Genomic DNA, 13944 nt, shown 5'->3' on the forward strand with positions numbered 1-13944 from the left:
AATTGTGCCTACTCTAAAGTTGGTAGCTTAAGGTGTCATACCTTCTTGCTAAAAAAGGGAAATATAAAAAATGGGGTGCAAGATGGTTAATAGGGTAAAGGTGGCACGCTTTGAACCTTTAGTAGATAAGCCAAAGCGTGCCGGTTGAACTCTAATATTATTTAGGTTCGAATCTTAGATTTTGCCTACTAGGTCAAGAGAAGGTACTAGTGTTTCTTCGCCTTCTTCCCATTTAGCTGGGCAAACTTCACCAGGGTTAGCTGCTACGTATTGTGCTGCTTTAACTTTACGTAGTAGGTCACCAGCGTTACGGCCAATGCCTTCAGCTGTGATTTCCATTGCTTGGATAACGCCTTCTGGGTCAACTAGGAATGTAGCGCGGTCTGCAAGACCTTGACCTTCACGCATTACGTTGAAGTTGTTTGTGATAGCGCCTGATTGGTCACCAACCATGAAGTAGTTGATTTTGCCGATTGTGTCAGAACTTGCGTGCCATGCTTTGTGAGTGAAGTGAGTGTCAGTTGATACTGAGTAAACTTCTACGCCGCGGCTTTGTAGTTCTTCGTAGTGGTCTGCAAGATCACCGAGCTCAGTTGGACAAACAAAAGTAAAATCAGCAGGGTAGAAGAAGAAGATTGCCCATTTACCTTTTACGTCTTGCTCTGAAATTTCTACGAACTCACCGTTTTTGAATGCTGTAGCTTGGAATGGCTTGATTTCTGTGTTGATCATTTTGTCACTCTCTTTACTTGATTTAGTGGTTAACGCTGTATTGCGTCGATGGAGTTATATTGCCTCAAGACACGGCGCAGATAAATTTGAACGTTTCTATCATTACAATAGGAAAAACCTATCAAAAGAAATGACGTATCGTTTTGTTTTATTTATGGGTTACGAGAGTGGTGGGGTTTTGCTGTGTGTTTTTATTTTTAACAATGGGTGTCATGTTATCGGGCGGGGGGAGAACGGATAGATTGGGGTTTTCAAAGGATTTGTTATGTGGGTGGCACGTTACTACGGCAAGATTTGTGGCTGTGCTCTAGGTTATTTCAGACGGTTTTAACAATGGGTGTCATGTTAGTGAAAGTGGGGAAGAAGGGCTAGATTGGGTTGTTCAAAGGGATTTTCCTGTAGGTGGCACGTTACGGAAAGATCTTTGGCTATGCTCTTTTGGAACTGTTCTAGGTTATTTTATGAAGGCTTTTAACAATGGGTGTCACGATTAATTTGATTAATTGATAGGGGGTTTGTATGGGTGTCTCGTTTAATAAGTTAAAAAAGAAAGGTCTGACGCTATGCATCAGACCTTTTGTGTGAGGGTTTTGGACTTTATTTTAAATCTTCGCCGTAAATATCGAAGTTAAAGTATTTAGACGCAATTTTGTCGTAAGTACCATTGGCACGAATAGTCGCGATAGCTTTGTTAAATTTCTCTGCTAAGGCTTTGTCTTGTTTTCTTAAGGCAAGGGCAGTGCCTTCACCGATGTAAGCTTTGTCTGTCACAGCTTTGCCTTTAAATTCAAAGCCTTTACCCGCTTCTTTATCTAGGAAAGCAAGCATAAGTTGGTCAGCATTACCAAAGGTGACGTCCAAACGACCATTTTGCATATCTAAGTAAACTTCATCTTGGCCGCTGTAACGTTTTATCGTTGCGATTTTACCAAATTTATCAGTCACATAACGGTCGTGAATAGTACCTTGTTGTACACCAATCACTTTACCTTTTAGACCTTGCTCATCCATGCTGATGTTACTATCTGCTTTGGCTACGAAGCGTGCTGGTGTTTGGTAATATTTATCAGTGAACAATACGTGTTTTTTACGTTCTTCAGTGATACGCATAGAAGCCATGATGACATCTGATTTACGAGCTAATAGGCTAGGAATAAGCGCATCCCAGCTTTGAGACACCCATGTACAATCAAGTTTTGCTTCAGTACATAACGCGTCTGCAATTTCAATATCAAACCCAACAGGTTTGCCATCTGCATTTTTGTAGTTAAAAGGTGCGTAGGTAAAATCTGACGCTAGACGAACCTGTTTAGCCATAACATTAGCAGAACAGAGTGAGGCGGCAAAAGTAAGTGCAAGTAGGAGCTTTTTCATTCTTATTTCCCTTCTTAGAGCGATGAAATTGAGTATTGGTTTATGAGTTGAGCGACTTCTATCATCGACTCTGACGAGCCTATTGTGATTCTGACGCAGTTGTTTAGTGCTGGTTCATGTGATTGATTACGAGTAACAACCCCATTTTCTTTTAAGTAGTTGAAAAGCTGAGCTTTTGAATTTGTGCGAATTAAAACAAAGTTAGTAGAAGATGGATAAATATGCTCAATCCATTGATTGTTTTTGATTGCTTCAATAAAAGTATGTTTGGTTTTAATGACCTCTGAGGTACTTTCTAACGCAATATCAATACCTTCTGGTGATAGAGCATCTAGGACAATTTTTGCTGAACAATCAGGCATTGGATAAGGAGGAATAAGTTTCAGTACGTATTCCATAATGTCTTCGTTTGTTAGGATGAAACCGCAACGAACTGCAGCAAGTCCAAACGCTTTGGAGAGTGTACGAATCACGACTAGATTTGGGTAGGTAGCAATAAGGTCAATGACTGTTTCTGCTAGTTCAAACTCGATATAAGCTTCATCAATAACAACTAAAGCATCGTGTTGTGTTCCCTCAAGTACTGAAACTATGTCAGTACGTGATAATAGGTTTCCAGTAGGGTTATTTGGAGAGCATAAAAAGACAATTTTTGCTTGAGGTGCTTTTTGAATAATACCTTCGACATCTAATTGAAATTCTTTACCTTTTAACGGTACATCAATGGTTTCTACTGCCATTGCATCTGCACAGAATTCATACATTGCGTAGGTTGGTGAACTGATAAGTATTTTATCTGCGCCAGGTTTACAGAAAGTTCTTACAAGTAAATCAATGGCTTCATCAGCGCCACGTACAGCTACAGCAGGAACATTGGTTTGGCAATAATTTTGATACGCGACTGCAATGTCATGAGGCAAAAAGTCTGGATAACGGTTGTAGTCTTCAGTGTGTGCAGCATAGTGAATACCATGCTCTAATTCGTTGGCATTTAACCACAGTCTACCTTCACCACCAATGCGACGAGCAGACTGGTAAGGTATCAGTTTTTTTATGCTTTCAGGAGCGAGTTTTGCGGCTAAAGATGTCATGGGTTAAATGCTCATAATGAATGTTAAATTATTAAAACTGCCTAACAATTCAGTTTTTAGTGTTTATGTGGCTAATTTAATCAAAAACCGTTTGAGTAAGTATCGAAATAAATACATACTAGCCATGCATTTAAATCATGGTTAATTGTTATGAATACTAGACTACCCTCAACGAAAAGTTTGCAAGTTTTCCTTGCCACTGCGGAGTATCTGAACTTTACACATGCTGCTCAAGCGATGAATATGACTCAGGGCGCTATCAGTCGCCAGATACAGTCATTAGAGGAGTTAACGGGTGTTGCTTTGTTTTATCGTCAGGCTAGGGGGTTAGCGCTAACTGTAGAGGGCAGTAAGTTTGTCCCGTTGGCTGCAGACATTGTAGATCGTCTGAAAAAGGCTGTGGTAAAGGTTGCAGAGCGTTCCAACAGAATAAAGCTCAATGCTCCTAGTTGTGTGACCTCATGGCTATTACCAAGGTTGATGTCATTTCAACAGGGCCACCCAGACATAGAAGTTGAGTTGACATCCAGTATTAAGCATCAACATATCCCGAATTTTGAATCATTTGATTTGGTCATAGTGTACGGAAGACCACTTCATTCATTATCAGTGTGTGAGCACGTACTTTTTGAAGAAAAACTGACACCCATTTGTGCTCCACAACTTTGGGATAAAGTAGTCGGGAATCAGCCTCGGTGGAATGATAGTGATCTATCTAACTTTACTTGGCTACATGCTAACCCTTCCCATAGTGATTGGGCTCTATGGTTGGAAAAATCCAACAATACCGCGCAAAAAGGTCAGCGAAATCAAATCTTTTCAACATTAGACCAAGCAATGAATGCCGCTCAACAAGGTTTTGGTATCGCAATTGGGGACATCACGCTTGCCGAGGAAGACTTAAAATTAAACCGTCTAATGCGCCCATACCCTAACCATGTTACTTCGGGTCAGAGCTATTATTTACTAAGGCCAGCAGAAGCGAAAGCACCTGAAATAGATGAGTTTATTGAATGGTTGCTTCCTGAGTGATCTTTATTATTTTTAATCATGCCACCCATTGTTTTGTTATTGTTAGTATTGCCACCCACTGTTAATAATGTGATTAATGAATAGTATTTTTGCTTTTAGTTGTTGGAATCGTGCAATTGCCATTAGGAGTGAGCGTAAATTCTGTCATCAGCTAAGAGTTGTGAGGATTTGAACTAGAAATTTATTTCAGAAACGTAGTTAACTGACCTATAGCCTCATTCTGCTATAAGTAGAAATATAAGGTTAGGGCATTGGTTAACTAACGTGAAGGTACTGGCAGCAGGTTAAAAAGTGACGCCTCTTTTTCTCTAGGTGTCCACAGTAGCAGGTCAGTTCCTCTAGCGTACCGACTGGGCCGTGGAAGATTTTGCCAAAATCTGATGTAAGCTTTAGCCAATTATCATGAGATATATTTAATTTTGTCAGCAAGTGAACACTTTTTTCATCAATTGCTCCGCGCTTTCCTTCTTGAAGCATACGGCCTGTAGTATCAACTAGTCGGAGATACTCTTTCAGTGAAAATGAAATCCCCTTTGGTTGATGATTAAATTCACTTTCTATAAAGGGCAATAGAGGTTTGGGCTGTTCTCCTTTTAGCGCTGAACGAATACGAAGCTGAATACTCGTATGCTCTGAGTCTTCTAAGGTTTTGGCTAATTTAGCTCTGATGGGATTTAAATCTACATAAGCCATACACGCGAGAAGTGCAGCATCATCAAGTAACGCTTGTGACTTAAACCGGCCTTCCCAAAATCGTCCAGTACATTCATCTTCTTGATTTGCTCGTCTCGCTATTGGTTCATTAAGGCAGCGCATAAACCAACTAATATCACACAGGCGGCTACGATAGGTTGCAATTCTATGTTTGAGAGTGGTTATTTCAAACTTCTCTATTAATGCACCTTTGGTGAATTTATGAGTCAATTCATCACCTTTGAATAGCTTATGCCATTGTTCCACTACCTTTTGGTCACTCCAATTGTTGACCATATCGACATCAATTCGCAATATAACGTGCAGGTGATTCGACATAACAGCAAATGCCGCGACATCAATGGCGAATATACTAGCAAGTTTGATTAGCCGCGATTCAACCCATGCTCGCCTGTGGTCATAATTTCTTCCTGAATAAGAGTCATGACCACAAAGATAGGCTCTGCGGACCACTCGGCTACAGCAGTGATAATAAGGAGTGTCTTCGATACTTATTTGGGTTCTGCGAGGACGGGGCATCATATGACTCCAATATCGATAATTTATTGCAGTCTAGGTGAATAATGGAAAACCTGTTATCCATTGTAGAGTGATTTAAGTATGGTTTTTATAGTGGGTGGCTTAATTAAGTCCGCAACCGGGCTTATTTATATGCGGGCTTTGAAAGGTTTGATTAGGTGTCCTGATAAAAACCGCCCTCAAATGAAGGCGGTAATCAATAGATAATAACTAAAGTCGAGCAAGAGCATCTTCTTTATTACTTCCGTTACTTTCAGCATTTTTAATCATTTTGATTAGCGTAGAGCTGTCCCATTCTTTCGAGTCTTTTCCTATTAACGCTTGATTCATAAGAGCTATTTGCATTTTTATTGCGAGTGTATCTTTTTGCTTAATATCTTCAGCTTTTAGCCAGCGCTCTAGTATATCTTGAGCTTTTATAGAATCGCCTTGTTGTATCGCCTTTATAAGCTGACGTTGTAGATCACCTTCGATGTGGCTTGTATCAGATGGCTGTTTAGGAGTTGAGTTGTATTGTCTAGCTCGTAGCCACATGATGGTGGAAAATAGCCATAACACAGCAAATAGAGCGGTTAATAATTGCCATAATCTATTGTCGTTGGTGTGGGTGTCCATATTTTGTGGATGCGCGGCTAAGTTTGCATCTAAATTCATGGGTGGCCTTGTTGTGGGTTGAGGCTGTACGGGCAGAGTTTCTGGGTTGTCGCCAGGGTTTACCTTTATATTTAGTCCATCAACATGACTTGTTTGTGCTTGCTTAGTTGTTGAGTTCCACCATTGTACGGTGACGTCTGGCAATGTGTATTCGCCACTTTGTTTGGAGATTAATACTTGCTTGGTGTTCATGGTAACGCTACCGTCATCATTTTCTACAAAGCTTGGTTTTTCACTATATACACGAAAAGCGTTTGGATTTTCTATGGTTAGATTTGGTAATTGCGCAGAGGTAAGCCCTGTTGCTGTCAAGCTAATAGTGCGGGTTAGTGAGTCACCAGCGTCGATCGTAACTGATTGACTATTGAAGGTTTTGTTATTGTCTAATTGCCAATTTTGAGATAGAACCAATTTAGATGTTGGCAGCCATTGCCCATGATAGTTATCAGGAATAGGCAGTACTTTAATCGCTATCTGCTTAGGTTTGTCATCTAAAGATATAATGTGGCTGCTACCTTGGCGGTTTCCATAACGTACTGCGCCAGAGAGTGTTGGTGCATTGATCGTAAACTCACCACTTGTCGTGCCTGTCACACGAAATGCTTGATCTATGATAAGTACTTCCACACCATCAACAACCGCTTGATATTGCTTAGGTTCTGCCAATGCTTTTAATTGCAAACCAGATGCCTTTGGCGGCGTTAAATTAGGGTTTTGCAAAAGGCGAGGATCAACTTTAACAATAATTCGAGTATTTAAGGTGGTGCTTTCATTTGGATAGAGTTCTTTTCTATCTAACTTAGTACGAACCTCAATAAGATCTTTAGTATCAGGTGTTTGTGCATTTGCCGTAACTTTTAAAGTAATTGACGCCGTTTTTTCGTTCTCGATATTAAAAGCAGGAATGGTCAGTGTTCCCGTTTTACGTGGCGCGATAGATACCGTCCATACGCTACTATCGGTACGTTTACCATTCATGATATTTACAGACGAGCCAAAGCTTGGTCGGCTGACATAAAAATTATCAGATAAAATATTTAGATTAATGCTGTCACTATCGAGCTTTTCATCTGCTGCTACTTTTAGTTGAATGATTTCATCTTTGGTGACTGTCGTTTTGCTGACACTTGCGGTGACACTAAGAGCCCACGACGAAAAGCTACAGAGTAAGCCTGTAGTAAGTGCGAACGTGGAAATAACGGATTTAAATTTAATCATTATCGCTACCAACTTTTCCCATTTGATGCCGGTGTTTCTTTATGTTTTGCTTGAAGTAGCATCTGTGCTTTAAGCAAATAACTCGGGTCTCGAACACTTTCTACTTGTTCTAATTTTCTCATATCTGGATCAACTTTCTGTTGCTGAGCTTTTCCTTTGGATGCTGAAGACAGCGGCTTAGTCTTTTTACCTTCAGGAGTCGACTTTTCGGGTTCCTTAGCCTGCTGACTGTGCTTCACTTGAGCTTGTTTTTGCTGATCTTTTTCCGATTTACTTTTCTGTTCAGCTTTTTGCTCAGACTCCGATTTTTTACTTTTTTGTCCCTTATCTAAATCCTGCTTTTGGGGTCTAGATTGAGGCTTACTAGATGCCTGATTTTGTTCAGATTTCTGGCGATTATTATTATCGGTTTGACCGTTATTTTGTTGGTCTTTAGATTGACTCTGCTGTGACTTATCGCCAGACTTTTGTTGCTGTTGCTGTTGCTGTTGCTGTTGCTGTTGCTGTTGCTGTTGCTGTTGCTGTTGCTGTTGCTGTTGCTGTTGCTTTTTGACAAGATCAAGATTGTATTTCGCATCAGCATGATCAGGGTTTTGTTTAAGCACAGCTTCATAGCTTTCAATCGCCTTATCCAAGTCACCATGTTGAGCGTACGCATTCCCCAAATTGTAAATAGAGTCGATATCCTTAAATCCCTTTAAGCTATCAATCGCCCCCGCATAATCGCCCGCATTATATTGAGCGGCAGCTTTCCATTTAAAGTCTTTAAATGAGTGGGTGGCACCAGAAAAGTCTTTTTTCTGAAAGGCAGCATATCCGCGTTGGTTTGAATTTGAGAAGGCGTTATCTAAGGTTGATGCTTGAGCATTATTAGTGTTCAACCCTAGGCCGATAAAGAGTAGCGCGGAGGAAAACACTAAGCCTTTGCGAAATAAAGGTAGCAAGCACAATAGAGCGAAAGGCATCAACCAAAAGCCGTTATTGATCTTTGCTTCTATCTGCTGTTTTTTATGGGTGTCTCCCGTTTTTGGGGAGGTTAAGGTATCGAAGGTTGAGTTTGTGACTAGGTTGGCGATGTCTTGGTTGTCGTGGCGATATTGGGCGAAGTGGCCGTTTCCTATGCTGGCGGCGGATTTTAAGTGGTTGAATTGTGTTTTTGCGATAACAGTGGCGCCAGTTGAGGTGGTTAATAGTGAGCCATCAGCTTGCGGAATTGGTGCGCCGTCTGTGGAGCCAAAGGCTAATACAGATAACGACCATTGACCGTGGTTGAGTAACTCTTTGATATTGTCTAATTCACTTTGATCAAGATCATCGGCAAATAACAGGATTTCACCTTTGTTAAGACCTGCTTGCTTCATCATGGTAATAGCTTGTTTTACTCCAAGATCGGCTCTTGCTCCCTGAATGGGCATAATGTCGGGAGATAGATTGTGTATCAAATTAGCCAATGTTGCGGCATCAGTGGTGAGAGGACTCAAGGTATACGCGTCACCTGCAAATGCCACCAATCCAGTTTGCCCTTGCTTAAATAAAGGCAAAATATCTTGCGCTTTGTATCGGATTTGGTCTAAACGGCTTGGTTTTATATCGTTGGCATATACCGAACGAGACATATCTAGCACTAACACGCGTGCATGAGCAGATTGAGAGGCCGGAATGTTTTGTTTTTCAAAGCTTGGGCCTGCCAATGCGATGATCAACAGCGCAGAAAAAATCGAAGGCCATACATACGACCATTTTTTTTGTGGCACTTTATCTCTCATCGCGTTGGCTAAATGTTTTGCGATCATTTGCGAGCTTGCCGAACTACTTTTAATCCAAGTAAGTAGGATTAGCACAGGTATTACAAGCCAAAATGCTTGCGGATAAAGAAATTCAAAATTAGACATCATTTCTCCTTATCACAACAGTGACCATGACCAGCAAGAAACCAATGAGTGCTGGCCACATAAACCACTCGTTTCTTGGGCGCCAAGATTGAGTAGCTTTTTGGATAGGTTGTAAGCTATTGATTGTGTCGTAGATATGTTCCAAATCTTTTGCGTCACGGGCTCTAAAGTATTGCCCGCCCGTCATTTCTGCAATTTTGGTTAAAGATTTTTCATCTAGGTCTTCAGCGGTATTTACGGTGCGAGTCATAAAGAAATCTTGCACTTGCATTTTGCCTGCACCTACGCCGATGGTGTAAATCGTCGCTTTATATTTCTTGGCAATTTCAGCTGCTTGAATAGGGTCTAATACCCCAGCATTGTTACTGCCATCGCTGAGTAAAATCATGACACGTTGCGGCGCATCGCTATCGACAAAGGTTTTGGTGGCAAGCCCAATCCCGTCCCCAATCGCAGTTTGAGTGCCGATTAGCTTCAGAACCGTTTGATTTAGCTGCTCTTTTACTGTTTCTCTATCGAAGGTTAATGGTGTTTGCAAATAAGCATGATCGGCAAAATAAACCAATCCTAAGCGATCCCCTGAACGCTTATCAATAAAGTTTGAAACCACATGCTTAACCGCCGATAAACGATCAATGTAGTCATTACCCTGCTGCATATCCTCTTGACTCATAGAGTAAGAGAGGTCAATAACCAGCATCATATCGCGATGTTTAGGGTGTATTTCGATAGGGTCACCGTACCAAACAGGTCGCGCGCTAGCGGTAACTAATAAAACCCATGCCAAAATAGCGAGAATTTTAGCCAGTCGGGTACTTTTGTCTTGTACCGTCGCGGTTTGTGACAGGTGTGGTAAGACAACGAGTGCGTTTGCTGGTTGTTCTTTTAGAAAGCGAAATGCGAGATAAGGCAGAGGTAATGCAAAGAACATCCACCACCATTCAAAGGTAAAACCGCTCATGATTCATTCCAATTCCGATATTTTCTTTTAGGAGGAAGGGCATGCTCAAGCCAATAAGCACAGTCCTCGATTAGCGCAAGGTTAGTGTGGTGTTCATTCACACCAGAAGAATAAAGTCCTATTTGCCATTGTTCGTTTTTAGCCATAAAGCGAGGCGTTGATAACTGCGAGTCTAAGAAGGACAGCCATTCATCGCCGGTCAAATTAGCGATATCTTCTCGTGGAAAGTAACTCAATGCTGCTTGGCGCAATAACTCTTGTGCTTCCGAGATAGTGAGTTGATGCGCGGGTTGATTGAGTATGAGTAAAGCCGCCTTTTTAGCTCGATTACGGTTGCGTATTTTCTTATGCGTAATAAAAGCGGCCAGCAGCACAATCACAACTAACGCCAATACCCCCCAATATCCCCAAGCCAAAGGCCAAGCGCTTGGCTCGGGTGGTAGGTGAAGTGATTTAAGAGGGAGTGTGTGTGCTTGGTTGGTTTGGGTCATGGATAATTACTTAAGTGAATGATGTAAAAGTTGTTGTAAAACCGGTGTACCGCTTGAAATCTGAGAAAGTGCGATACCGTACTGACTTAATTGCTCAGTCAATAATTGTTGCTGCTGTTCAAACGCATTTTTAATGGCATTTTTGGCTTTATGACTGGATAAGTTAACAGAAACGATATGCTCTTTTGCTTGCAGTTTTTGTACGCCTTTAGCATGGGTGTCCCCCATTTCTATTGGGTCGTATATTTGGATTGCTCTTACTCTGTTGTGGGCTGATATCTGGGTGACCAGTTTAATGTCAGCTTCAGAGAAGGCAGAAAAATCGCTTAAAATGATTAATTCACTGCCTTTTTTGCAGCGATTGGCGATAACTTGCATAGAATCGTTTTGTTCAGGCTTGACGTTATCAAGCTGACCAAATAGTCCTTGGTTATGCACTTCACACAGTTTATTGAGCAGTTGCAGTAGGGCGACTTTAGAGGTGGATGGCCTTATTTCTGTGATGTGGTTGCCGCAGCGGATGAAAGCGCCGACGCGATCTTTGTTGGCGATGGCTATCCATGCTAATAAGCTGGCAAGGTGACACATTTGTACTGATTTAAGCAGTAGTTGTGTGCCTGTGAACATGCTCGGGGTTAAATCTAGAAATAAAACTACGGGACGTTCACGCTCTTCGGTGAACAGTTTGGTGTGCACTTTTCCTGTGCGTGCGGTTACGCGCCAATCTATTTGGCGCACATCGTCGCCTGCTTGGTACTGACGCACTTCCGAAAACGTCATTCCGCGTCCTTTGCGTGAGCTAGAATGTTGCCCGTTGAGTTGTGACCATAGGCTTTTGGCTGGTGGTTGCCAGCGTTTTCCATGCAGTTGATAAAAACTCAGTTCATCAATACTGACGGTTACGCCATTGGTGCTATCGGGCAGGTGAGCAGACGATAACGTCTGCTCTGTTTTATGCGAACGATGGGCACTCGCGCCCCAAAAAGCATGCGCTTTTAAACCTTCAAACATGCTTGTTGCCTTATGCTGATGCTACAGTGCGCAGAAGCTCTTCGATGACTTTATTGCCGTTGATGCCTTCTGCTTGAGCTTGATAAGTCAACAATAAGCGATGACGAAGCACTGGGTAGATGACGGCATGGATGTCTTCTGGGCTAACAAAGTCGCGCCCTGAAAGCCATGCATTGGCACGAGCCGCACGGTCGAGTGCAATGGTGGCGCGCGGGCTTACGCCCATTTCTATCCAGTTGCTGAGCTGTTCGCTATAAGCGCTTGGCTCACGGGTCGCCATAATCAAACGTATGATGTATTTCTCGATGGTTTCTGCCATGTGAATAGACAGTACCTGACGACGCGCTTCAAAAATATCTTGCTGTGACAATTTGTGGGTAAAGGTACTCACTTCACCCAAAGCTTCGCCGCGGTTTAAGCGCAAAATATCCAACTCGCTTTGCGCATTTGGATAATCCACTTCTAGGTGCAGTAAAAAACGGTCTAATTGTGCCTCAGGTAACGGATAGGTACCTTCTTGCTCGATTGGGTTTTGCGTTGCCATCACTAAAAACAGTTCAGGCAGTGGATATGTGGTTTGTCCGACACTGATTTGTTTTTCAGCCATAGCTTCAAGCATGGCCGCTTGTACTTTAGCTGGAGCACGGTTCACTTCATCCGCTAGGACTAATGAATGAAAAATAGGGCCGGGCTTGAACTGAAATTCCCCTGTCTCTGGACGGTAAACATCGGTACCTGTTAAATCTGATGGTAGTAAATCTGGGGTAAATTGAACTCGATGAAAACTCCCTTCAATACAGTCAGCCAATGATTTTACGGCGCGAGTTTTTGCCAATCCAGGAGGTCCTTCTACCAAAATGTGACCATCGGCGAGAAGTGCGACAAGCAGTTGTTTAACAAGATTGTCCTGACCAATAACTTGGGTTTCTAAGTAGCGTTGTAGTTGCTGGAAAGACTGCGCTGGCATGTAATTGTTCCTTGTTGCGAGCAAAGCGATAAATAATAGATGAAAGATCCGAGAAAAAGTTCCCTAGTTAGGTCATTGTTTTATCGATAATAAAAATTAACCTAGTTTCTATATCTTAGATTTGGGCACATCAGGTTCAGTTCAAGGGTTTGATACCAATCGTACTAAATAAGTGATTGGTATTAATTAGCTAATCACTCCCGTCGATGAAAAACTAGACATGCAAGATATCATTGCAATGTTGGAAAGCAGTCAACTAATGCGAGGTAGTTGGTTTCCGTGCATATATCAAGTTAACGGCTACGTAAATGGGAAAGTATTTACATTTATTGGTCTGATGTGTTGCAATGGTTTACTGATGTAATAAATGCATATGAAAGTGTGAGCCACGTTAGGTTTTGTTTTTATTGCCTTTTTTATAGGTTAAATTAGCTAAGTGCATAGTTAGCTAATGATTTTATATTCATGTTTTTCTTACACTTAGTTACATAGTTGTTTGTTAACGTGGTTAGATAAGTGAGTTTCGTTAATTTATTTATTATTTGGTTTCGTTATTATTGCCGAGTCATTAACAACAACAATAAATGGATACGACATGAAACTTAAGTCTATAATTGCACTCGCTTTATTAGCCCCTTGTAGCGCCCTTGCTGATCACGATAACACCGTTATTAATGGCCTAGATTTTGGACCATTAGCTCAGTTTGTCGGTACTTGGAAATCAGTGGAAAGTGGTGGTGTTGATATTTCCCCTGCACAAGAAGGAACAACTCAAGGTAAGGGGGCTCCTGCAATTACCCCTTTCTATGAAGTAATGACTTTTGAAGTCGCGGCTGATGCAAAAAATGCTAGTGAGCAATATCTAGTAGCACTTTACTACAAGCAAGAAGTTTTCCGTAAATTAGATGATACAAAATTCCACGACCAGCGTGGATACCTAATTTACGATAAAGACAACCAGATGGTTTACAACTCTTACTGTGTGCCTAGAACCACTTGTGTAACAGCTGAAGGCCCTGCGGGCAACGAGATGACTCTAAAAGTAGCCGCTCGTGGTATTGCTGAGTCTAACTACATGACGGCAAATGCATCAACGACTGATTTTACGATGAATATTAAAATCGACGGCGATACTTTAACTTACTCGCAAACAACTGCACTCGATATTTACGGCAACGCTTTTGCACATACCGATTCTTCTGTCCTAGAACGAGTAAAAAAATAATCACAGCTAGTGAGTTTTAGGAAAAGGTCTTAGCAAACTGCCCTACAACAAGACCTAGATTGC

12 protein-coding genes are annotated in these 13944 nt (G+C 41.6%); 2 read left to right on the forward strand and 10 right to left on the reverse strand.

What is annotated here, in order from left to right; translation table 11 throughout:
• Nucleotides 1–174: 174 nt before the first annotated feature.
• The 3 genes from ahpC to hisC form a co-directional block, all read right to left on the reverse strand.
• Nucleotides 175–732: an alkyl hydroperoxide reductase subunit C gene (gene ahpC / locus OCU38_RS13955; protein ID WP_023404232.1), complete on the reverse strand. Its 558-nt coding sequence runs from the start codon at nt 730–732 to the stop codon at nt 175–177.
• 597 nt (nt 733–1329) lie between these two features.
• Complete coding sequence (locus OCU38_RS13960; RefSeq protein ID WP_261824819.1) at nt 1330–2106, reverse strand: ABC transporter substrate-binding protein; 777 nt, start codon at nt 2104–2106, stop codon at nt 1330–1332.
• Between the two features lie 14 nt (nt 2107–2120).
• A complete protein-coding gene (gene hisC / locus OCU38_RS13965) occupies nt 2121–3197 on the reverse strand; it encodes a histidinol-phosphate transaminase (protein ID WP_261824820.1) in 1077 nt (358 codons plus the stop codon).
• 150 nt (nt 3198–3347) lie between these two features.
• On the opposite strand from hisC, the gene OCU38_RS13970 reads away from it, so the two are divergent.
• Entirely contained in the window at nt 3348–4229 is an 882-nt protein-coding gene (locus OCU38_RS13970) for a LysR substrate-binding domain-containing protein (RefSeq protein ID WP_261824821.1), read from the forward strand.
• 255 nt (nt 4230–4484) lie between these two features.
• Here the strand turns inward: OCU38_RS13970 and OCU38_RS13975 are convergent, their stop codons facing one another.
• The 7 genes from OCU38_RS13975 to OCU38_RS14005 form a co-directional block, all read right to left on the reverse strand.
• Nucleotides 4485–5261: a transposase gene (locus OCU38_RS13975; protein WP_261824822.1), complete on the reverse strand. Its 777-nt coding sequence runs from the start codon at nt 5259–5261 to the stop codon at nt 4485–4487.
• A 411-nt stretch (nt 5262–5672) separates the two neighbouring features.
• Nucleotides 5673–7334, reverse strand: a complete 1662-nt coding sequence (locus OCU38_RS13980; RefSeq protein WP_261824823.1) for a BatD family protein — start codon at nt 7332–7334, stop codon at nt 5673–5675.
• Between the two features lie 5 nt (nt 7335–7339).
• Nucleotides 7340–9226 (reverse strand): VWA domain-containing protein, encoded by a 1887-nt coding sequence (locus OCU38_RS13985; RefSeq protein ID WP_261824824.1) that lies wholly within the window; start codon nt 9224–9226, stop codon nt 7340–7342.
• A complete protein-coding gene (locus OCU38_RS13990; protein ID WP_261824825.1) occupies nt 9219–10187 on the reverse strand; it encodes a vWA domain-containing protein in 969 nt (322 codons plus the stop codon). Before OCU38_RS13990 ends, OCU38_RS13985 begins: the two co-directional genes overlap by 8 nt.
• The gene (locus OCU38_RS13995) at nt 10184–10678 is read right to left on the reverse strand and encodes a DUF4381 domain-containing protein (RefSeq protein ID WP_261824826.1); all 495 of its coding nucleotides are present in this window, start codon (nt 10676–10678) and stop codon (nt 10184–10186) included. The genes OCU38_RS13990 and OCU38_RS13995 overlap by 4 nt, the downstream gene beginning before the upstream one ends.
• 6 nt (nt 10679–10684) lie before the next feature.
• Complete coding sequence (locus OCU38_RS14000; protein WP_261824827.1) at nt 10685–11689, reverse strand: DUF58 domain-containing protein; 1005 nt, start codon at nt 11687–11689, stop codon at nt 10685–10687.
• A gap of 10 nt (nt 11690–11699) precedes the next feature.
• Complete coding sequence (locus OCU38_RS14005; protein ID WP_023404222.1) at nt 11700–12656, reverse strand: AAA family ATPase; 957 nt, start codon at nt 12654–12656, stop codon at nt 11700–11702.
• A 595-nt stretch (nt 12657–13251) separates the two neighbouring features.
• On the opposite strand from OCU38_RS14005, the gene OCU38_RS14010 reads away from it, so the two are divergent.
• A complete protein-coding gene (locus OCU38_RS14010; RefSeq protein ID WP_023404584.1) occupies nt 13252–13881 on the forward strand; it encodes a heme-binding beta-barrel domain-containing protein in 630 nt (209 codons plus the stop codon).
• The last annotated feature ends 63 nt before the right edge of the window (nt 13882–13944 follow it).

Origin of the sequence: Vibrio neonatus, from assembly GCF_024346975.1 — a bacterium.
GTDB classification, from domain to species: domain Bacteria; phylum Pseudomonadota; class Gammaproteobacteria; order Enterobacterales; family Vibrionaceae; genus Vibrio; species Vibrio neonatus.